Here is a 22,145-nt window from a genome sequence, read left to right as displayed (position 1 = left end):
ATCACACCTGCCTGTTGACGTTGTCAACGGGCATTCCGGGTCTGCTGGGCTGCGCGTCCGCGCGGTTCACGCTTTCGCTCCCGGCTCAACGCCCCATGGAGGGCAAAGAGTTGCCGCCGCGCCCCGTCCCGACTCCCCTTCCGGTCTCCCGGCGGAGCTGTTCAGGAGGGGTGCGGCGGCTTCTTGGTGAGGAGGGCTCAGATGTCTCGGAAGATCTCGATCTGCGCCCCGATCGAATTCAACCGCTCCGCCAGATCCTCGTACCCCCGATTGATGACGTACACATTGCGCAGCACCGACGTCCCGTCCGCCGCCATCATCGCCAGCAGGACCACCACCGCGGGGCGGAGCGCGGGCGGGCACATCATCTCCGCGGCGCGCCAGCGGGTGGGGCCCTCGACCAGGACGCGGTGGGGGTCGAGGAGTTGGAGCCGGCCGCCGAGGCGGTTGAGGTCGGTGAGGTAGATGGCGCGGTTGTCGTAGACCCAGTCGTGGATCAGGGTCTTGCCCTGGGCCACCGCCGCGATCGCCGCGAAGAACGGGACGTTGTCGATGTTCAGGCCCGGGAACGGCATCGGGTGGATCTTGTCGATCGGCGCTTCCAGCTTGGACGGGCGGACCGTGAGGTCGACCAGGCGGGTGCGGCCGTTGTCGGCGACGTACTCGGGGCTGCGGTCGTGGTCGAGGCCCATCTCCTCCAGGACCGCGAGTTCGATCTCCAGGAACTCGATGGGGACGCGGCGGACGGTCAGTTCGGACTCGGTGACCACCGCCGCGGCCAGCAGGCTCATCGCCTCGACCGGGTCCTCGGAGGGGGAGTAGTCCACGTCCACGTCGATGGTGGGGACGCCGTGCACGGTGAGGGTCGTGGTGCCGATGCCCTCCACCCGGACGCCCAGCGCCTCCAGGAAGAAGCACAGGTCCTGGACCATGTAGTTGGAGGACGCGTTGCGGATCGTGGTCACACCGTCGTGGCGGGCGGCGGCGAGGAGCGCGTTCTCGGTCACCGTGTCGCCGCGCTCGGTCAGCACGATCGGACGGTCGGGGCGCACCGAGCGGTCGACCATCGCGTGGTACTGGCCCTCGGTCGCCGCGATGTCCAGACCGAACCGGCGCAGCGCGATCATGTGCGGCTCGATGGTCCGGGTACCGAGGTCGCAGCCCCCGGCGTACGGCAGTTTGAAGCGGTCCATGCGGTGCAGCAGCGGGCCGAAGAACATGATGATGGAGCGGGTGCGGACGGCGGCGTCCGCGTCGATCGCCGCCATGTCCAGGTCGGCCGGGGGCACGATCTCCAGGTCCACACCGCCGTTGATCCAGCGGGCGCGGACGCCGATGGATCCGAGCACCTCCAGCAGGCGGTACACCTCCTCGATGCGCGCCACCCGGCGCAGCACCGTACGGCCCTTGTTCAGCAGCGTCGCGCACAGCAGCGCCACACACGCGTTCTTGCTGGTCTTGACGTCGATCGCGCCGGACAGACGGCGTCCGCCGACGACCCGCAGATGCATCGGGCCCGCGTAGCCCAGCGAGACGATCTCACTGTCCAGCGCTTCACCGATTCGGGCGATCATCTCAAGGCTGATGTTCTGGTTGCCGCGCTCGATGCGATTGACGGCGCTCTGGCTGGTGCCGAGCGCCTCCGCGAGTTGCGCCTGTGTCCAGCCCCGGTGCTGACGGGCGTCACGGATGAGCTTGCCGATGCGTTCGAGGTAGTCGTCTGCCATGACCTTGAGGCTATCTCAGATATGAGATCGCGCTCGCCGGGGGGTCCGTTCGGGTGAAGCGGCGTCAAGAGTCCCTGGTGGGGGGTGGGGAGAGCAGGGGAGTGGGAGGGGGGCATGTCGGGCAGGGTGGGGGATCATGTGAGATGTCCATTGTGTTCCCCTGTGGGGTGTTCGTCGCGCTCAAGCCGCGCATCACCAGGTCCAGCAGCCGTTCCGCCCTCGGCTGCCAGTCCTGTGCCGGGTCGATCTGCCACAGGCCCGCGATGGCCAGGACGAAGTCGTCCGCGCTGACGCCGGGGCGGACGGTGCCCGCCTTCTCGTTGGCCGCCAGCAGGAGTTCGATCGCCTCCAGGAGGGGCGTGGGGCGGGGGGCCGTACCGCCGGCGGGGCTGCTCGTCGCCCGGCGGATCGCCTCGGCCAGGCCGATCTTGGTCATGTAGTAGCGGGCCAGACGGTCCATCCACTCCCGCAGTGCCCGCTGCGGGGCGTGTGTGCGCAGCAGTTCCGGCGCGGCGTCCGCGACCTGCTGCATCTCATGCCGGTACAGCTCGAAGACCAGCGCCTCGCGGTTCGGGAAGTGCCGGTACAGGGTGCCCTGTCCGACGCACGCCTTCTTGGCGATCGCGCTCAGCGGGGTCCCCGCGTCCCGGGTCAGCTCGGTGAGGGCCACGGCGAGGATGCGTTCGCGGTTGCGCTGCGCGTCCACCCGCTGCGGGGCCCCGTCCGTCCCGGGCGGCGCCCCGTCCCTCGACTGGCTCATATTCGCTTCTCCCGACGCGTCTTGAGCGGACCCGATCTTGCCAACCGGACAGCTGTCCGCTACGTTCCTGACTGTACCGGACAGTTGTCCGGTTGGGCTCCGGGGGGTGGCCCGCCCCGCCCCAGTCTCCCAGCGTGACGACGCCGGGTCGCCACCCCCGTCCGCCCGCCCCCGCGGGTTCCCCCGGTCGTCCTCCCGCACGGCGCCGGCCCCCCCCACGACGCCCGGGACCGCGAAAGCACCGCGAAGAACGCGAAAGAGCCGCGAAGAAACCGTGAAAGAAGGCTGACCATGGCTTCGGCCCCCGTGTCGACGTCCAGCGAACTCGTCCTGCACATCAACGGAGAGAAGTACGCGCTGACCGCCGACCACCGCACCACCCTCCTCGACGCCCTGCGCGAGCGGCTCGACCTCACCGGCACCAAGAAGGGCTGCGACCACGGACAGTGCGGCGCCTGCACGGTCCTGGTCGACCGGCGCCGCGCCCTGTCCTGTCTGACCCTCGCCGTCGCCGCCGAGGGGGCCGACATCACCACCGTCGAGGGGCTCGCCGACGGCGACCGGCTGCACCCCGTCCAGCAGGCGTTCCTCGACCTCGACGGCTACCAGTGCGGGTACTGCACCCCGGGACAGATCTGCTCCGCCGTCGCCGTCCTGGAGGAGCACGCGGCCGGCTGGCCCAGCGCCGTCACCGCCGATCCCCGCCCCGAGGCCGGACCGCCGCCGCTCGGTCCGGAGGAGATACGGGAGCGGATGAGCGGCAACCTGTGCCGTTGCGGCGCGTATGTCGCCATCGTCGACGCGGTCGCCCGTGCCGCCGAGGAGTCCGTCCGATGAAGGAGTTCGCCTACGACCGCGCCCACGACATCCCCACCGCCCTCGCCCTCCTCGCCCGCGACCCCGACGCCCGCTACCTCGGCGGCGGCACCAACCTCGTGGACCTGATGAAGTCCGGCGTCGAACGCCCCGCCCGGCTGGTCGACGTCCGCGGTCTGCCCCTGGACCGGATCGACCGCGCCCCCGACGGCTCGCTGCGGATCGGCGCCACCGTCACCAACAGCGACCTCGCCGCCCACCCGGACGTCCGCCGCGGCTGGCCCGCGCTCACCCAGGCGGTCCTCGCGGGCGCCTCCGGCCAACTGCGCAACATGGCCACCGTCGGCGGCAACCTCCTCCAGCGCACCCGCTGCGCCTACTTCACCGACCTCGCCTCGCCCTGCAACCGGCGCGCCCCCGGCAGCGGCTGCCCCGCCGTGACCGGCGAGCACCGCAATCACGCCATCCTCGGCGCCTCCGCCCACTGTGTCGCCGTACACCCCTCGGACATGGCCGTCGCCCTCACCGCCTTCGACGCGGTGGTCACCTACGAGACCGAGGACGGCCCCGGCGAGACACCGCTCGCCGACCTCTACCCGCCCGTCGGCGACACCCCGCACCGCGAGACCGCGCTGCCGCCCGGCGCCCTGATCACCGGCGTCACCCTGCCGCCCGCCCCGGTCGCCGCCCGCTCCCGCTACCGCAAGGTGCGCGAACGCGCCTCGTACGCCTTCGCCATCGGGTCGGTCGCCGCCGCGCTCGATGTGTCGGACGGGCGCGTACGCGATGTCCGGCTGGCGTTCGGCGCGGTGGCCTCCCGGCCCTGGCGGGCCCGGACCGCCGAGCGGGCCCTGATCGGCGGACCCGCCACCCCGGCCGCCTTCACCCGCGCCGCCGCCGCCGAACTCGCCGCCGCCACGCCCCTGCGGGACAACGCCTACAAGGTCCCCCTGGTCCGCAATCTCGTCACCGCCCTGCTCATCGAACTCGCCGGACCCACAACAGCTACCGAATCCGCCGGACCCACCGAAGGGGCGGCCCGATGACCGTCACCCCCAGCACCCCCCTACGCCCCCCGTCCCCCGTCGGCGTCCCGCACACCCGGGTCGAAGGGCCCGACAAGGTCACCGGCCGGGCCCGCTACGCCGGTGAGGTGCCGTTCGCCGAACTCGCCCACGGCTGGCTCGTGCTGTCCACCGTCACCCGGGGCCGTATCCGCTCCGTGGACACCGCGTCCGCGCTCGCCCGGCCCGGCGTCCTCGCCGTGCTCCACCACGGCGACGCGCCCCACCTCGACGTGGCCGACACCGACGACCCCACCACCGCCGTCTTCCAGCACGACCGCGTGCCGCACCGCGGCTGGCCGGTCGCGCTGGTCGTCGCCGAGACCCCCGAGCAGGCCCGCGAGGCGGCCGAGACCCTCGTCGTGCGCTACGACACCGAGCCCCACGACACCGCGCTGCGCGAGGACCACCCCGGCGCCTACGTCCCCGCCGACGGACCGCACGTCCAGGCGACCGCCCGCGTGGGCGACCTGGACGCCGCGCTCGCCGCGTCCGCCGTACGGATCGACGCCCGCTACACCACCCCCGAGCAGTACCACCACCCCATGGAGCCGCACACGGCCACCGCCCGCTGGGACGGCGGGCGGCTCGACCTCATCGACTCCAACCAGGGCGCGATCTGGGTCCAGGCCCCCCTCGCCCGGCTGTTCTCGCTCGACCCCGGCGCGGTCCGCGTCCGCTCCGAGCACATCGGCGGCGGCTTCGGCTCCAAGGGGCTGCGCGCCCACCAGGTGGCCGCCGTGATGGCCGCGACCCGGCTGCGCCGCCCGGTCCGGGTCGCCCTGACCCGGCGCCAGATGTTCTCCGTCGCCGGCTACCGCAGCCCCACCGTCCAGCGGGTACGGCTCGGTGCCGGGCCGGACGGACGGCTGCGCGCACTGGAGCACCAGGGGCTCAACCTCACCTCCACGGTCCATGAGTTCATGGAGCCCGCCGCCTGCCCCGGACGGACCCTGTACGCCGCCGACGCCCACCACACCTCGCACCGGCTGGTACGGCTGGACGTGCCGTCCCCGACCTGGATGCGCGCGCCCGGCGAGGCACCCGGCTCCTTCGCCCTGGAGTGCGCCCTCGACGAACTCGCCGAACGCCTCGGACTCGACCCCATCGAACTGCGCGCCCGCAACGAGCCCGCGCTCGGCCCGGTCTCCGGGCTGCCCTTCGCCGGACGGCAACTGCTCGACTGCTTCCGCGAAGGCGCCGACCGCTTCGGCTGGTCCGGCCGCGACCCGCGCCCCGGGGTGCGCCGCGAGGGCCCGCTGCTGATCGGCACCGGCACCGCGGCGGCCTGCTTCCCGGCCGGTGCCATGCCCTCCACCGCGGCCGTCACCGCCGAGGCCGACGGCACCTTCACCGTGCGGATCGCGGCGGCCGACATCGGCACCGGCGCCCGTACCGCGCTCACCCTGATCGCCGCCGAGGCGCTGCGCGTGGCGCCGGACCGGGTCCGCGTCCGCATCGGCGACAGCGACTTCGGACCGGCGGGCATCGCGGGCGGCTCCACCGGCACCCGTTCCTGGGCCTGGGCCGTCACCGCCGCCGTCCGCGCCCTGCGGGAACGGCTGGTCCCGGGCGCCGACCTGCCCCCGGAGGGCATCACCGCCCGCGCCGACACCACCGCAGCCCTCGCCGCCCTGCCCCCGAGCGAACGGCACTCCTACGGCGCCCAGTTCGCCGAGGTCGCCGTCGACACGGTCACCGGGGAGATCCGGGTACGGCGGCTGCTCGGGGTGTTCGCCGCCGGGCGGATCGTCAATCCGCTGACCGCGCGCGGACAGCTGGTCGGCGGGATGATCTGGGGCCTGTCCATGGCCCTGCACGAGGAGGCCGCCCGCGACCACGCCTCGGGCGCGACCGTCGGCGCCGACCTCGCGGGCTACCACTTCGCCGCGCACGCCGACGTCCCGGCCGTCGAGGCGCACTGGCTGGCCGCGCCGGACGACGGCGATCCGCTCGGGATCAGAGGCATCGGCGAGATCGGCATCGTCGGCACGGCGGCGGCCATCGCCAACGCGGTCCGGCACGCGACGGGCGTCCGCCACCGGGACCTGCCGCTGCGACCGGACCGGGTGCTGATGGCGGGGGAGGGGGGACAGGGGTGAGGACGCCTTCTTGGGCGGCTCTTCCTGGGAGCGCCTCCTTGGGCGGCTCTTCGTGGGCGCCTCCTGGGCAGGGCTCCTTTGGGGGCGCCTCCTTGGCAGGGCTCTTTTTCGGGGGCGCCTCCTGGGGGCGCCTCCTGGCGGGGGAGCACCGGCCCTTGACCCTCCGGCGGCGGCGCTTCTCAAGGCCCTGAGCGGGCCCGTCGCCCCCTCCGCGTCACCGAGGCGCCGCCGGGGTACTCGGAGACCGCGGCGGGAACCGGAGGAGCGACCACCACGTTCTCCTAGGACCACACACGCCACACCCCCGGTGAGCGGGACACCGGGGCCGAACCCGCCGGCCCGTCCACCGGGCCGGTGCACGGAGGCAAGGATGTTCGACATCGCCCGGGAGCTGGACCACTGGGTGGCCGAAGGACGCGCGTTCGCCGTCGCCACCGTCGTGTCCGTGGGCGGCAGCGCCCCGCGCGGCCCCGGCGCCGCCCTCGCCGTCGACAGCGACGGCACGGCGATCGGCTCGGTCTCCGGCGGCTGCGTCGAAGGCGCGGTCTACGAGCTGTGCGAGCGCGCCCTGCGCGATGGCGAGACTCTCAGAGAGAGCTTCGGCTACAGCGACGACGACGCCTTCGCCGTCGGTCTGACCTGCGGCGGCACGGTCGAGGTGCTGGTCACCCCGGTCGCCGCGGGGTCGCCGGACCGCCCGGTGCTCGGCGCCGCGCTGGCCGCCGCCGCGCGGGGCGAGGCCGCCGCGGTGGTCCGGGTGGCCCGGGGCCCGCGCGAGCAACTGGGCCGGGCGCTGACCGTCCGCCCCGACGGCTCGTACGAGGGCGGGCTCGGGCTCTCCCGCCAACTGGACCGGATCGCGGCGGCCGAGGCCCGCGCCCTGCTGGAGGTCGGCCGCACCGGCAGCGTGGAGATCTCGGAGAACGGCTCGCACTGCCCCGGCGGACTCACCCTGTTCGTGGAGTCGAGCGTGCCCCCGCCCCGGATGATCGTGTTCGGCGCGATCGACTTCGCGGCGGCCCTGGTCCGCGCGGGCGCGTTCCTCGGCTACCGGGTCACGGTGTGCGACGCCCGCCCGGTCTTCGCCACCCGCGCCCGCTTCCCCGACGCCGACGAGATCGTCGTCGACTGGCCGCACCGCTATCTGCGCACCACCCCCACCGACGCCCGTACGGTGCTGTGCGTGCTCACCCATGACGCCAAGTTCGATGTGCCGCTGCTGGTCGAGGCGTTGCGGCTGCCGGTCGCGTACATCGGCGCGATGGGCTCCCGCCGTACCCACGCCGACCGGGAGACCCGGCTGCGCGAGGCGGGCCTCACCGACGCCGAACTGACCCGGCTGCACTCCCCGATCGGCCTGGACCTCGGCGCCCGCACCCCGGAGGAGACCGCGCTGTCCATCGCGGCGGAGATCATCGCCGCCCGCCGGGGCGGCACCGGCGCCCCCCTGACCGGCAGCCGGACCCCGATCCACCGGGACACGGGCGCGGCGGACGGCGGCGCGCGGGAGGAACAGGCGGCGGCCTGAACGGGCGCCGGGCCGAGCCCGGCGGCGGCCTGACCGATTCCGGCCAACCCCGGCCGACCCCGGCGTCGCCGCCCCCGCCCTCTAACCTGGGCGCCATGAAGGTACTTGTGGTGGGCGCGAGCGGAACCATCGGAACGGCGGTCGTCAGGGCGCTGGAAGGGGCGCACGACGTGGTACGGGCGTCCAGGACGGGACCCGTCCGGGTGGACCTGGAGGAACCGGCCTCCCTGGACGCCCTGTTCACGACGGTGACCGGACTGGACGCGGTGGTGTGCTGCGCCGCGAACGGACCGCTGGTCGATCTCGCCGCCGTGACCGACGACGCCTTCGCCGCCGGGGTGCGGGGCAAGCTGCTGGGGCAGACCGCGCTGGCCCGGCGGGCGGCGCGGGAGGTGTCCGACGGCGGGTCCGTCACCCTCACCGGCGGCACCTTCGCCGAGCCCCTGGCGGGCGGTTCGCTGGGGGCGCTGGTCAACGGCGGTCTGGAGGGCTTCGTCCGCAACGCCGACCCCGAACTGCCGCGCGGGGTGCGGATCAACCTGGTCGCGCCCGGCTGGATCCGGGAGACCCTCCAGGCCATGGGACGGGACGGGTCCGGCGGCACCCCGGTCGCCGAGGTGGCCACGGCCTACGTCACGGCGGTGGAAGGCGACGGACGGGGACAGATCCTGCGGCCCTGAGGGGCGTTCCGGTTCGCGCCACCCTCGCCTTGACCGGGCGTTCCGGTTCACGCCGCCGCCCGGACCGGGGCGTTCCGGCCAGGGTCGCCGTCGCTACCCTCGTGCCCCATGAGCGCATGGACCACCGCCCTGGACGCCGCCCGGATCACCGACCCCGCCCTGCGGACCGCCTACACCCGGCAGCGGGCCCTCGTCCTCGGGTACCGGCGGACCGCCGCCGTCGCCCTCCAGGCGCTGCTGCCGCGCCCGTTGGTGCCGCACGCCCTCGCCGCGACCGCGTTCATGCACCACAGCGACAATGTGCTGGAGGGCAAGGTGCCCGGCACCGACTGGGACGGCTGGGCGGCGGCGACCCGCGCGACCCTCACCACTGGGGCCGCCCCGGGACCCGGCACCGACCCGCTGCTGCGGACCGTCGCCCACACCGCCGACCGCCACCCCGCCCTCACCACCCACATCACCGCGTACCTGGAAACCGCCACCGCCGACCGGGACTTCACCGGCTTCGCCACCGAGTCCGACTACCAGGCGTACGTCGACGCCTACTCCCTCCCGGCGTTCCTGCTGGTCGCCGGTCTGGTCGCGCCCACCGACCCGGAGGGCGCCGCCGCGCACCGGGCGGCCTGCCGCAGCTTCATCGACGCGGGCCAGCGGCTGGACTTCACCAACGATCTCGCCGAGGACCTCGCCGACGGCCGGCTCACGCTGCCCGCCGACGCCCTCGTCCGGCACGGAGTCACCCGCGCCGACCTCGAACAGGCCCGCGACACCGCCGCCGTCCGCGCCCTGATCGCCGAGCAGCTCGACCGCGCCGCCGTCCCCCACGCCGCCGCCCGCGCCACGCTGCCCGCCGCCACCCCGGCCCCGTACCGCCCGCTGGTCCGGGCCCTGCTGACCCTCGACACCCTCACCCTGAAGGCGGCCCGCGCGAAGGGCCCGGCCCTGCTCCGCGCCCCGGCGTCCCCCGCCCCGCTCCCGGCGCTGCTCGCCCTCACCCGCGAATACCTCCACACTCGCCGCACACCCCGCCCGGCCCCGACCCCCGCCGCCACCCGCTGACTCCCGCACCGGCGGGGAAACCCGGTCACCCGCAGGCACGAACCCGGGACCCCGGACGCCCATCACCGCCACCGCCCACCGGCCACCGGCCCACCCGGCATGAGCCACCAGCCACCAGCCACCAGGCATCAGCCACCCCGCTCACCCCCACCCGCACGCCCCCCACAGAAGGCAGCCCACCATGAGGGACCCCCACTCCACCCCCACCCCCACCCACGCCATAGTCATCGGCGCCAGCATCGCCGGAATGCTCGCCGCCGCGGCCCTCCGCGACCACATCCGCACCGTCGAGATCATCGAGGCGCACGACCTGCCCGAAGGACCCGCGCCCCGTACCGGAGTGCCGCAGGCCGCGCACATCCACTTCCTCCAGACCGGCGGCGCCGACGCCGTCGAACGGCTCCTGCCCGGCACGACCGGTCTGCTGCTGGCCGCGGGCGCCCACCGCATACCCGTGACCACCAACATGGTGGTCTACTCCCCCCACGGCTGGTACCGCCGCTGGAACCGCACCACCCACCAGGTGTTCACCGCCAGCCGGGACCTGACCGACTCCGTGATCCGGGCCCAGGTCCTCAAGGACCCCCGTGTCACCGTCCGCACCCGCACCCGGGCCGTCGCCCTGCTCGGCGACGCCCGCCGGGTCACCGGGGTCCGGGTGCGTGCCGCAGACGGCACGGAGCGCGCCCTGTGCGCGGATCTGGTCGTCGACGCCTCGGGCCGGGCCACCCGCACCCCCGGCTGGCTCGCCCGGCTGGGGATCACGGGCCTCGTGCAGGACGAGATCGACTCGGGCCTCGCGTACGCCAGCCGCTTCTACCGCGCCCCGGTCCCGACCGAGGGCTGGCCCGTCGTCGCCGTCCAGGCCGACCCCGGCCTGCCCGGTCCCGCCCGCTCGGGGCACATCCTGCCGGTCGAGGCGGACCGCTGGCACGTCAGCCTGATGGGCGGTCCCGGCGGCCATCCGACCGCCGACCCCGACGCGTTCGAGGACTACGCGCGCACCCTGCGCCACCCTCTCGTCGCGGACCTCCTGCGGCACGCCGAACCGCTCTCCGGCGTCAGCGTCACCCACACCACCACCAACCGCCGCTCCTACTACGAGCGGCTCCCCGCGTGGCCGGACGGCCTGGTGGCGCTCGGGGACTCCGTCGCCGCCTTCAACCCCGTCTATGGACAGGGCATGTCGTCCGCCGCGCGGGCCGCCGTCGCCCTGCGTGAGCAACTGGCGGCCGGGGGGCTGGTGCCCGGTCTCGCCCGCCGTGCGCAGCGCGCGGTGGGGACACGTGTCACCGATGCCTGGTCCCTGGCGGTGGGCTCCGACATCCACTTCGCCGGCACCCGGGGACGGCGGCCGACGGCGGCCGACCGCCTTCTGCGCCGCTATGTCGGCCGGCTCTCGCACACCGCGACGGGTTCGTTCCACGCCGCCACGGCACTGACCGACGTCCTGTCCCTGCGGGCCCGGCCCGTCTCCCTGGTGAAGCCCGGGGTGCTCCTGACCGCTCTCGCCGGTCCGCTGCGGCCCCCGCTGGACGGCCCCCCGTTCACCACCGCCGAACGCCGTCTCCTGAGCGGGCTGGAAGGACGGGCAGGGGGCGGATGTAGATGATCGGCGGGGAAAGCAGAAGATATCTGGAGAATCCGGGCGCCGCGTCATCCGCCCCGGCGGATCGAGGCGCACTGAGACCCCGCCCACAGCACCCAGGACATGACCGTCCCGCGCCCATGTACTAGAGTTATCTCGACATCGAGATATCTGCCAAGGCGCACCACGAGCCGTACGCCCCGTCGAGTCCGGCGGTAAGGCTTGCCTAACTTAGCCTTACCTTAGCGGATCGGCCAAGACCGCGTCGCGGCAGGATGCGGTGGTACGCGCACATGAATGAAGGAGACTGTCGTGTCGGCGAACAGCTTCGACGCCCGCAGCACGCTGCACGTGGGCGACGAGTCGTACGAGATCTTCCGGCTGGACAAGGTCGAGGGCTCCGCGCGCCTTCCCTACAGCCTGAAGGTGCTGCTGGAGAACCTGCTCCGTACCGAGGACGGCGCGAACATCACCGCCGACCACATCCGCGCCCTCGGCGGCTGGGACTCGCAGGCCCAGCCGAGCCAGGAGATCCAGTTCACGCCCGCCCGCGTGATCATGCAGGACTTCACCGGCGTGCCCTGTGTGGTGGACCTCGCCACCATGCGTGAGGCCGTGAAGGAGCTGGGCGGCGACCCCGCGAAGATCAACCCCCTCGCCCCCGCCGAGCTGGTCATCGACCACTCCGTCATCGCCGACAAGTTCGGCACCAACGACGCCTTCAAGGTGAACGTCGACCTGGAGTACGGGCGCAACAAGGAGCGCTACCAGTTCCTGCGCTGGGGCCAGACCGCGTTCGACGAGTTCAAGGTCGTCCCGCCCGGCACCGGCATCGTCCACCAGGTGAACATCGAGCACCTGGCCCGGGTCGTCATGGTCCGCGACGGCAAGGCGTACCCCGACACGCTGGTCGGCACCGACTCGCACACCACCATGGTCAACGGCCTCGGTGTGCTCGGCTGGGGCGTCGGCGGCATCGAGGCCGAGGCCGCGATGCTGGGCCAGCCGGTCTCCATGCTCATCCCGCGCGTCGTCGGCTTCAAGCTGACCGGTGAGCTCCAGCCCGGCACCACCGCCACCGACCTGGTGCTGACCATCACCGAGATGCTCCGCAAGCACGGCGTGGTCGGCAAGTTCGTGGAGTTCTACGGCGAGGGCGTCGCCGCCACCAGCCTCGCCAACCGCGCCACCATCGGCAACATGTCCCCGGAGTTCGGCTCCACCGCCGCCATCTTCCCGATCGACGGCGAGACCCTGAACTACCTGCGCCTGACCGGCCGCAGCGAGCAGCAGGTCGCGCTGGTCGAGGCGTACGCCAAGGAGCAGGGCCTGTGGCTGGACCCGGCCGCCGAGCCGGACTTCTCCGAGAAGCTGGAGCTGGACCTCGCCACGGTCGTCCCGTCCATCGCCGGGCCCAAGCGCCCGCAGGACCGGATCGTCCTGGCGAACGCCGCCGAGCAGTTCAAGAAGGACGTCCTCAACTACGTCGACACCGCCGACGAGGCCGGCCAGGAGTCCTTCCCCGCCTCCGACGCCCCCGCCGCCACCAACGGCGTACCGAGCAACCCGGTCACCGTGACCGCCCCCGACGGCACGACGTACGAGCTGGACCACGGTGCCGTCACCGTCGCCGCGATCACCTCCTGCACCAACACCTCCAACCCGTATGTCATGGTCGCCGCCGCGCTGGTCGCGAAGAAGGCCGTGGAGAAGGGCCTGACCCGCAAGCCGTGGGTCAAGACCACCCTCGCCCCGGGCTCCAAGGTCGTCACCGACTACTTCGACAAGTCGGGCCTGACCCCGTATCTCGACAAGGTCGGCTTCAACCTGGTCGGCTACGGCTGCACCACCTGCATCGGCAACTCCGGCCCGCTGCCGGACGAGGTCTCCCAGGCGGTCAACGACCACGACCTCGCCGTGACCTCGGTGCTCTCCGGCAACCGCAACTTCGAGGGCCGGATCAACCCCGACGTCAAGATGAACTACCTGGCGTCCCCGCCGCTGGTCGTCGCCTACGCCCTCGCCGGGTCCATGAAGGTGGACATCACCCGCGACGCGCTGGGCACCGACCAGGACGGCAAGCCGGTCTTCCTGACCGACATCTGGCCGACCGAGGCCGAGGTCAACGACGTCGTCGCCAACGCCATCGGCGAGGACATGTTCAACAAGTCCTACGCCGATGTCTTCGCCGGTGACGCCCAGTGGCAGGCGCTGCCCATCCCCACCGGCAACACCTTCGAGTGGGACGCCCAGTCCACCTACGTCCGCAAGCCCCCGTACTTCGAGGGTATGCGGATGGAGCCTGCCCCGGTCACCGACATCTCCGGCGCCCGCGTCCTCGCCAAGCTGGGCGACTCGGTCACCACCGACCACATCTCCCCGGCCGGTGCCATCAAGGCCGACACCCCCGCCGGGAAGTACCTCACCGGGCATGGCGTCGAGCGCCGCGACTTCAACAGCTACGGCTCGCGCCGCGGCAACCACGAGGTCATGATCCGCGGCACGTTCGCCAACATCCGGCTGCGCAACCAGATCGCGCCGGGCACCGAGGGCGGCTACACCCGCGACTTCACCCAGGACGACGCCCCGGTCTCCTTCATCTACGACGCCTCCCGCAACTACATCGACCAGGGCATCCCGCTGGTCGTCCTCGCGGGCAAGGAGTACGGCTCCGGCTCGTCCCGCGACTGGGCCGCCAAGGGCACCGCCCTGCTGGGCGTCAAGGCCGTCATCGCCGAGTCCTACGAGCGCATCCACCGCTCCAACCTGATCGGCATGGGCGTCCTGCCGCTCCAGTTCCCGGAGGGCGGGTCCGCCGCGACCCTCGGGCTGACCGGCGAGGAGACCTTCTCCTTCGCGGGCGTCACCGAGCTGAACGACGGCACGACCCCCGCCACGGTCAAGGTCACCACCGACACGGGCGTCGAGTTCGACGCGGTCGTCCGTATCGACACCCCCGGTGAGGCCGACTACTACCGCAACGGCGGCATCATGCAGTACGTGCTGCGCAACCTGATCCGCGGCTGACGCCTCCGCGTACGGAAAGGGCCGCATCCCCGGCGACGGGGGTGCGGCCCTCGCGCGTCCGCCTCAGGGGCGGTCAGTCGCGGGAGATCTGCCAGTGCGACTCGTCCACCCGGTTGCCGGGCACCCACACGTAGGGGATGCGGCGGTCGCTGTCCTTCTCGTAGGTGCTGGCGTAGAGGTAGCCGCCGTAATAGTTGTTGTAGAGCCCGATGTTGTCCTTGTCGGAGAGCACGCCGTGGCCGTTGATCTTGATGTCCTTGATGACGTTCAGGTGTTCCTGCATGGTGACGTCGCAGCCGGACAGCACATCGATGGCGCTGTTGATGTGCAGATGCTCGCCGTACGGGCCGCGCAGTTCGCGGATGCGGACGTAGTGGTCGCCGCCGACCGCCTCGACCTGGCCGTTGGCGGTCAGGGTGCCGTTCACGCCCAGGTCGCCGTTCGCCTTCAGCGTGCCGTTGACGTCCAGGGTGCTGTAGACGGTCATATCGCCGTTCACGTCGATGTCGCCGCGTGCGGAGACGGACCCGAAGACGGTCAGTTCGCTGTCGGCGGTCACGGAACCCCCCACGGCGAGCGTGGACCGCAGGTCGGCGGCCCCGCTCAGCTTCAGCCCGGACTGCCCCTCGATACCGCCCTGGACGGTCAGTCCGGCCAGCGTCGGGTCCGTCACCGTCAGGGTCAGCGTGGCGTACTGGTAGATCTGCTCGAAGCTGCTGCCGCTGCCCTCGCCGCCCGGGGACATGGATGCCTCGACGGTGTAGGTGGTGTCCATGGTGAGGTAGCGGGCGTCGAGCGTGAAGAACGTCTCCGGCCCCTGGTGGACGATCTGGCCGTCGCCGCCGTACACCCGGAAATAGGCGCCGTTGCTCTCCCAGGACAGGTAGGGGGAGTTTCCGGCGGCGAACTTGGTCTTCGGGACGGTCGCGCTCTCGTCGGAGCGGGCCAGGAACGCCTGGAGGTAGAACACGGGCGCGGTGACGACCAGGGGGACCGTCCGCCGGCGGACCTCCAACTCGTCGGGGTCGGGGCCGGAGCGCTCGGAGATGTGGAGTTCGAGAGTGCCGGTGCTGTCGCCGAGCGGGCCGCTGACGCCGAGGTGCACGGTGCCGCTGACCGGTTGGGAGTCGTCGCCCCGGTAGTGGAAGATCGCCCGGTAGAACTGGGCGTCCCCGTCCAGCCCGAGGTGCTCGGCGGACACTTGGACCGCCGAGCCCGTCACCCACTGGTCGTCGTCCGAGGAGAAGTCCGGCTGCTCGGCGAAGTAGGCGCCGCCGCTCAGCCCGTCGGCCGGTACGGCTATCTGCACGGATTCGACGTAGGTGTCCTGATCGCCCGGAGTGACCGCGAGCGTGATACGTCCCTGGGCGGCGGTGTCCGGGGTGCTCGCCTGGAGCGGTGCGGGGCTGGTGGCGAGGCGGTAGGTGAGCAGGGGCTGATCGGCCATGGCGGGACCTCCATCGATGGCGTACGGGTGGGCGCTACTGCTCGTCGGGCTCGGGGAGCAGGCGGAGCAGGCCCTCTTCGAGGGCGGGCGGGCGGTCCGGGAACCCGGCCTGGGCCGGTGCCGGTGCCAGGTCGTACGGGGTCCAGGGGCCGCCGGGCGGCGCGGGCGGGCGCAGCCAGGACCAGGCGCAGTGCCGGGTGCTGGGCTGCGGGAAGGCGACCGACCCGTCCTCGCCGCCGAGGACCGGGCCGAACCGGAACACGGCTTCGAGGCGGCGCAGCGGACCGTCGACATGCTGCTGCGGCACGGTGACGGAGGCGGTCGGCGTGATGCCGGTGACGGCGTGGACGCCCGCGCGCGGGTCGACGAGCAGCAGCAGCCCGGTCGGCTCGGCGTCGCCGAACGTCAGCAGCGGGTAGGTGGCGTCCTGCGGCGGGGTCCCGGCGCCGGGCGGGCCGATCCGGACGATCAGGTCCTGACCGTCGTCGGGGGCCGTGACACTGTCGAAGCGTTCGTAGTCGTAGCCGCCGCCGGGCGCGGTCCGGAAGTAGCCGATCAGACCGTCGTCGCGGGCGGCCTGGTCGCCGAGGCGGACGGCGAACGCGTCGGCGGTGAAGTCGGCTTGTGGTGGGCGCAGGCTCGCCCGCCAGCCGGTGTCGGTCAGCGGCGGGCCGTCCAGGGTGAGCCGCAGCCGCGCCCTGACCAGCGCGAGCGGCCGTCCGATCAGCGCGGACAGCGTCTGGTCGCTGCGGCGGCCCAGCGGATCGGTGGTCCACAGCGTCGAGTCGATGACGTCGAGGAACGCGCTGAGACCGGCCTCCCCGGCCAGCCGCCGTGAGCGCAGCAGCCCGGCGATCTGCGGGGCGAGCGCCTCGACCTGGTCGAGGGAGGTGAGCGTGCCGTCCGGCGGGGGTTCCCAGCGGCCGGTGCGGGTGCCGTCGCCGTCGGCCAGCGCCCGGTAACTGCCGAGGAACCGGCCCGCCGGGTCGTACAGGAGCAGTCCGGCGTCGAGGTGGTCGGGCAGCAGCCAGCCGGTGACGGGGCTGGGGTCGGCGGCGGTCTCGGTCACCCGGGTGCCGGTGGCGGCGTCGAGGAGGTCGAAGTCGAGCCGGGCGGGCTGGACCGGGCGCGGGGGGAGCTGGGCGACGGCGGCGACGGTCGGGGTGAGGGACGACGCGGTGGTCAGGGCGGTGTCGACCACCAGCGGGAAGCTGCGGTAGTCGTGCAGTCCGCCCTGTTTGAGGTCGGGGCTCACCACGTCGAGGACCCGGCCGAACTTGTCGTAGAGGAAGAGTTCCTCCAGGTGGAGCTGGCCCTGCCGGACCGGGTGGAAGGGGGCGCTCTCGCCGCCGGGGAGGTAGGGGACGCTGGTGACCCTGCCCCGGTAGCGGGCGGGCAGGCCGTCCTCGGTGGCGGCGTCGGGGAACCCGGCGAGCCCGGCGACCTCGGTGAAGTGCCGGTCCTGGGACGTGGGGCGGCGGAAGGCGCGGGTGTCCCGGGCCGCGATCCGGTCGTGGAAGCCGGTGAATTCCTGGGCGAGGATGCCCCAGCCGCCGATCTCCGCGAGCCAGCCGTCCAGCCGGTCGCGCTGGAGGTCGGAGCCGTGCCGGGTGACGAACTCCTTGAGCCGGGCGGCGAACAGCGCGCGCGGATGCGGGCCGAGCGCGGAGACGCCCCGGACGGTGACCGGCTTCGCGGCGGGGGCGGTGCCCGGCACATAGCGGTAGTCGGTGCCGTCGAAGGCCCAGCAGCTCTGTCCCGCGCCGCCGGTGTGCGGGATGTGCCGGTAGGAGGTCCGCCACTCCATGAACAGCGGCTCCCACGGCTGGGTCCAGGGGTCCAGGCCGAGCGCGGGCAGCGTGCCGGTGTAGTCGGCGGGGCGGTGCGCCGCGAGGGCGGCGCCCACCTCGGCGGCCGACAGCTTCCCGGCACCGGCGAGGGCCGCCGCGCTGCCGGGGTCCAGCAGGAAGAACTCCGCGAGCAGCCCCGGCACCTGCGCCGGAAGCCCCCCGGGCCCCGGCAGCGCGGGCATCCCGCCGCGTCCCGGCGCCACGGTGAGCGCGGTGCCGCCGACGGTGAGCGCGCCGACCAGCGCGGCGGGGGAGCCCTCGCCGAGCGGCCGGACGGGGACGGGACGGTCGGTGACGGTGGTGTCGGCGGGCGGCATGATCCCGGACACGCTGATCACCGGGTTGACGCTGTGCCAGAACGCGGGCCGGGGGACCGCCTTGAGGGTCGCGCCCCCGGTCAGCCCCTTGGCCTCGGCGAACGCGCCGATCCCGGCGAGCAGCGCGTCGTGCGCGGTGGTGTGCGCGGCGGAGGTGTCGGGCTGGGGCACCCGGGCGGCGAGGACACGGGCCCGCGCGGTCGTCTCCCGCAGGGTGTGCGCGAGGGAGCCCTCACTCGTGGGGTCCAGCTCGGCCTTGAGGTCCTCCTGGTCCGGTGCTCCGGCGGGCGGCGGGTCCAGGATGCCGAGGAGTCCCTGTTTCAGCCACAGGGAGTTCAGCCACCATTGGAGGGCGTACACCTCGCCGAGGAGGGTGTCGAGCTGGTGCTGGTCGTCGTTGAGGGTCGCCAGCCAGGTGGGCGGGGTGAAGGGGGCGGGGGGTTGGTCGGCGGGGGTGGGGTCGGCGGCTGCGGACGGGTCGGCCGGGGTCTGCCCCCCGTCGGCTGCCTGCCCGGCGCCTGCCTGGCCGTCAGCTGTGGAGGGGTCTGCCGGTGCGGCAGCGTCTGCCGGAGGCGGGGTCACCGTCCACCGATAACCCCCGGAAGACGCCCCGAACGACGCCGCGTGCACCTGTCGCCGTACCCGCTCGTCGCCGCCCTTCTCGTCGGCGACCGGCAGCAGATCGTGCAGGAACGCCCGCAGGAGTTGCATGTCCTCGGCGGCGGGCCGGGCGCCGGTGGCCTTCAGGGCGTGTCCGGCGAGCGCGGTGAACGCGTCCTCGGTGGTGGCGCCGAGCGCCACGTTCAGCGCCCCGCTGTCCTTGACCTCGTGCAGCGGGTCGGGGGCGGGCGGGTCGGACGCCGCCGGGTCCCAGCCGACGGTCAGCGCGAGCCCCTGGTAGAGGCTGCGCACGGCCGGGGTGACAGCGCCGTCCAGCACCGGGTTCCCGGTGAGCCGGGGGTCGCGCCAGTCCAGCCGGGTGAGGAGGTCGGCGTAGGAGGTGCCGGGCGGGAGCGCGGCGAGGACGTCGGCGCCCGGGTCGGAGTACCAGCCGACGACCTGGTACCCGAGGGTGTCCGCCGCGAGCACGTCGGACAGGTCGTCCAGGAAGGAGAAGACGTTGGTGTTGTGCGGGGTGTAGGTGGTGAAGTACGGGTCGCCGCCGCTCAGCGCGGTGAGGAACAGCGGGTCCCGCCCGGCCCGTTCCGACCAGGGCGCGTCATCGGTGTGCGGGAACGCCAGCCCGAGGGACACCTGCGTCGACGTGGACGTCCGGGCGCCGCGGTAGGGATCGGCGCTGGACCGCCAGGCGGCAAGGACGGCGTCGTCGACCAGTTGCATACTGGCCTGCTCCAGGGCGTGCCCGCGCTGTCCCGCGTACGTGGTGTGCGGGCAGTCGCTCTCGATCACCCAGGCCCGCATCCGCCGCGTGGCGCCGCCGCTGAACCGGGTGACCAGCCAGCGGTTGGGCAGCAGCGGGTAGTCCACCTCGCCGGTCGCCGGGTCCTGGACGCCGTGCCGCAGTCCGCGCGGCAGCGTCCAGTGCAGATGCACCCCGGTGTGCCGGAACAGCGGGTCGTCGCTCTGCCGGTCGCCCTCGTCGGGCTCGGGGCTCATGTAGTCGCGCAGCGCGAGATAGTTCTGCCGCCAGCTCCGGAAGCCGTCCCGGCGCAGCACGGCCGGGGTCACCACCAGCGCGTCCAGCGTGACCGGCACGACGAGGGCGGGGGACGGGCTCATCGGCGTCCTTCCTGAGGGGCGGGGAACCGGTCGCCGTCCGGCCCGGCGAACCGGATCGCCTCCGGCACCTTGACCAGTTGCAGCGCGAGGTCGGCGGGCCCGACCGGACCCACGGACGTGCCGTGCGCCGCGTCCAGGGCGGCCTTCAGCGCGGGCACCAGCGCCCCGAAGTCCAGGACCCGTACGCCCGGGTCGGCCGACGGCCGCAGATGGGGGAGGACCGGGAAGGTCACGTCCGTGCCGAGCTGCTCGCCCAGCGGCAGCCGGGGCCCGGCGTCCGGCAGCAGACTCCGCAGCGGGATCAGCCCGTCGTCCTCCACCCCGAAGCGGAACCCTTCCTGGGGCTCGGCGAGTTCGACGGTCGCGGGCACCCCGTCGAACAGGCACAGCAGCACGGCGGACGAGAGATGGTCCAGCCGCAGCACCGGCAGCGGGGCGCCCGACGCGTCCACCGCCCGCACGGCCAGGTTTGGCCAGCCGGAGACCAGCGCGGAGCGCAGCAGCAGCCCGCAGACCGGGCCGGGCGGCGCCGGGGAAGCGCCACCGCCGTCGTCGTCCGGCACGTCCCGCAGGCCGTCCCGGTGCGCGGCGGCGGCCTTCGCCACCTCGGCGCGCACCGCGCCCGCCACGATCGCGTCCTGAAGGGTGTCCCGGCTGGACTGCGCGCCGATGCCGAGCGCGCCGCCGATCAGCGCGTCCCGCCAGTTGGGGTCGGTGTGGAAGAAGCGCAGCGACTCCGGCGGCAGCATCCGCGCGTCCGGCACCAGCCGGCTGAACGGCACCGGCAGCAGCAGGAACAGCCGCGCCAGCCAGTCCACGACCGGCGCCAGCCGCGCCTTCAGCCCGTGCTCGTCGCTCTCCAGCGCGGCGGTGACGGCCGCGCGGGCGGCGTCGGAGCGCAGATAGGCGGCGAGTTCCCCGGTGGGATCGCCCGGCGGCGCGTCGGGCGCGGGCGGCGACCAAGGCGCGTCGGGCCGGGCCGGGACCGCCCCCAGCGAGGCCAGCAGCGGCCCGTCGAGCAGCGCCCCGAACGCGTCCCGCGCCGAGCCCGGACCCTGCCCGCCACCGGGCAGATGACTGCTGCTCTCCCGCTGGTACAGCGTGTCGACCAGATCATGCGTCGCCCGCTTGAACGCGATCAGCTGCCCCACATACGCCGAGTCGGCGAGCGCCAGCGCCCGCCCCGTCTCGAACGCGGTCGCCAGCGACACGTCGAAGCAGCCCCACCCGGGGTCGTAGACGAGCAGTTCGTCCGCGCTGCGGGCGGTCGCCACCCGGTCCACGGCGGCGGGCAGTACGGGCGTGAGCGGCCCCCGGTACCAGCCGAACGTCCGCTCGCCCGACCGGAGGCGGTACGGCAGCGGCACATACCCGTCCGCGATCCGCCGGGCCACCTGCCGCCGCGCGGCCGGGACGGAGCCGGTGTCCTGGTACGGCGGCGGCAGCCGCAGCCACATCTCCGCACGGTCCGCCGGACGCCCCCCGTCCGGCGTGTGGGCGAGCCCCTCGGCCAGCGCCCGGAAGTGCACGGCCCCGTCCGGATGCGCCCAGAACGTCCAGCCGCACAGCGACAGCAGCGCCACCGACGTACGGCCCTGGAAGTCCGGTTCGTCCGGGCCGAGAAGTGTCTGGTGGCCCTCCAGGGACACCAGATGCACGATGTTCTTGGTGCGGGCCTCCGGGGGCGAGCCGGGCGGCGCGACGGCCGGGAACCGGTTCGCCACGACCACGGAGAACAACCCGTCCTCCTGGAGACCCAGGATCGGCCGGTCCCCGGTGTTGGCGCCCCGGCAGTGCGCGAGATACGGCAGCTCCGCCAGCCGGGGCGTCACCGCCCGGAACACGGCGGCCGGAATCCGGACGACGGCACACGGATCGTCCGGCCGGACGTCCGACTCCGGCGTCAGCGCGGGCTTCAGCGTGTCCGGGTCGTCGGCGAGGAACGCGCCCACCGTGGTCGTCTCGGCCCGGGTCGGCGCGGTCGTCGCCCCGACGAGCTGGTCGTCGGTGAGCACCAGCAGCGCCAGCCAGGGCGTGTCACGGTCCGCCCCGCCGAGCGGACGCTCCCACGGCAGCATCGGATCGCCGAGCACCAGATGCGGCAGCACCTCCGCGAACCGCCCCTCGGCGGAGTCCGGCGGCTGCCGGGCGACCACGGCCGTGGCGTCCACGGCCACCTGGGGCGCCCGTACGGTGAACCGCTGCACGGCCCGGAACGACCCGCCGACGGTCCCCGCGCCCGCGCCCAGACCGGTGCGCAGGGTGTGCGTGGCCTCGACGCGGTAGTCACCGGCGGGCAGCGCGGGCCGGTAGCGGTCGTGCAGTTCGATGTCCCCGACGGGGATGGTGTCACGGGCGGGGTGCTGCGGGCTGCTGCTCGCGCTCACGTCCGGGTCCCTCGATCCTGGTCAGTCGCAACGGCTGTCGCTCTCGGCTATGG

13 protein-coding genes are annotated in these 22,145 nt (G+C 73.6%); 8 read left to right on the top strand and 5 right to left on the bottom strand.

The window, feature by feature from the left end; genetic code table 11:
- Positions 1-197 precede the first annotated feature (197 nt).
- Both AB0D49_RS01165 and AB0D49_RS01160 read right to left on the bottom strand, forming a co-directional pair.
- On the bottom strand, positions 198-1,727 hold the full coding sequence (locus tag AB0D49_RS01165) for a UDP-N-acetylglucosamine 1-carboxyvinyltransferase (RefSeq protein ID WP_362748686.1): 1,530 nt from the start codon (positions 1,725-1,727) through the stop codon (positions 198-200).
- Between the two features lie 64 nt (positions 1,728-1,791).
- Positions 1,792-2,487: a TetR/AcrR family transcriptional regulator gene (locus AB0D49_RS01160; RefSeq protein WP_362748683.1), complete on the bottom strand. Its 696-nt coding sequence runs from the start codon at positions 2,485-2,487 to the stop codon at positions 1,792-1,794.
- Between the two features lie 291 nt (positions 2,488-2,778).
- On the opposite strand from AB0D49_RS01160, the gene AB0D49_RS01155 reads away from it, so the two are divergent.
- The 8 genes from AB0D49_RS01155 (at position 2,779) to acnA (ending at position 14,351) form a co-directional block, all read left to right on the top strand.
- On the top strand, positions 2,779-3,324 hold the full coding sequence (locus AB0D49_RS01155; RefSeq protein WP_362748680.1) for a 2Fe-2S iron-sulfur cluster-binding protein: 546 nt from the start codon (positions 2,779-2,781) through the stop codon (positions 3,322-3,324).
- Entirely contained in the window at positions 3,321-4,349 is a 1,029-nt protein-coding gene (locus AB0D49_RS01150) for a xanthine dehydrogenase family protein subunit M (protein WP_362748677.1), read from the top strand. Before AB0D49_RS01155 ends, AB0D49_RS01150 begins: the two co-directional genes overlap by 4 nt.
- Positions 4,346-6,469: a xanthine dehydrogenase family protein molybdopterin-binding subunit gene (locus AB0D49_RS01145; RefSeq protein WP_362748674.1), complete on the top strand. Its 2,124-nt coding sequence runs from the start codon at positions 4,346-4,348 to the stop codon at positions 6,467-6,469. Before AB0D49_RS01150 ends, AB0D49_RS01145 begins: the two co-directional genes overlap by 4 nt.
- 370 nt (positions 6,470-6,839) lie before the next feature.
- On the top strand, positions 6,840-7,997 hold the full coding sequence (locus AB0D49_RS01140) for an XdhC/CoxI family protein (RefSeq protein ID WP_362748672.1): 1,158 nt from the start codon (positions 6,840-6,842) through the stop codon (positions 7,995-7,997).
- A 95-nt stretch (positions 7,998-8,092) separates the two neighbouring features.
- The gene (locus AB0D49_RS01135) at positions 8,093-8,677 is read left to right on the top strand and encodes a short chain dehydrogenase (RefSeq protein ID WP_362748670.1); all 585 of its coding nucleotides are present in this window, start codon (positions 8,093-8,095) and stop codon (positions 8,675-8,677) included.
- A gap of 108 nt (positions 8,678-8,785) precedes the next feature.
- On the top strand, positions 8,786-9,736 hold the full coding sequence (locus tag AB0D49_RS01130) for a squalene/phytoene synthase family protein (RefSeq protein ID WP_362748667.1): 951 nt from the start codon (positions 8,786-8,788) through the stop codon (positions 9,734-9,736).
- 181 nt (positions 9,737-9,917) lie between these two features.
- Positions 9,918-11,348, top strand: a complete 1,431-nt coding sequence (locus tag AB0D49_RS01125) for an FAD-dependent monooxygenase (protein ID WP_362748664.1) — start codon at positions 9,918-9,920, stop codon at positions 11,346-11,348.
- A gap of 288 nt (positions 11,349-11,636) precedes the next feature.
- Complete coding sequence (gene acnA, locus AB0D49_RS01120; protein WP_362748661.1) at positions 11,637-14,351, top strand: aconitate hydratase AcnA; 2,715 nt, start codon at positions 11,637-11,639, stop codon at positions 14,349-14,351.
- Between the two features lie 73 nt (positions 14,352-14,424).
- Here acnA and AB0D49_RS01115 read toward each other — a convergent pair whose 3' ends face one another.
- The 3 genes from AB0D49_RS01115 to AB0D49_RS01105 are packed head-to-tail and all read right to left on the bottom strand — an operon-like array spanning position 14,425 to position 22,092.
- On the bottom strand, positions 14,425-15,798 hold the full coding sequence (locus tag AB0D49_RS01115) for a hypothetical protein (RefSeq protein WP_362748658.1): 1,374 nt from the start codon (positions 15,796-15,798) through the stop codon (positions 14,425-14,427).
- A gap of 34 nt (positions 15,799-15,832) precedes the next feature.
- Positions 15,833-19,705 (bottom strand): hypothetical protein, encoded by a 3,873-nt coding sequence (locus AB0D49_RS01110; protein ID WP_362748655.1) that lies wholly within the window; start codon positions 19,703-19,705, stop codon positions 15,833-15,835.
- The gene (locus AB0D49_RS01105; RefSeq protein ID WP_362748652.1) at positions 19,702-22,092 is read right to left on the bottom strand and encodes a hypothetical protein; all 2,391 of its coding nucleotides are present in this window, start codon (positions 22,090-22,092) and stop codon (positions 19,702-19,704) included. The genes AB0D49_RS01110 and AB0D49_RS01105 overlap by 4 nt, the downstream gene beginning before the upstream one ends.
- Positions 22,093-22,145 lie beyond the last annotated feature (53 nt).

This window comes from Streptomyces sp. NPDC048290 (assembly GCF_040652095.1).
GTDB lineage: Bacteria > Actinomycetota > Actinomycetes > Streptomycetales > Streptomycetaceae > Streptomyces.
The sequence above is the reverse complement of the archived record's forward strand: the minus strand, read 5'-3'. Positions and strand labels throughout refer to the sequence as shown.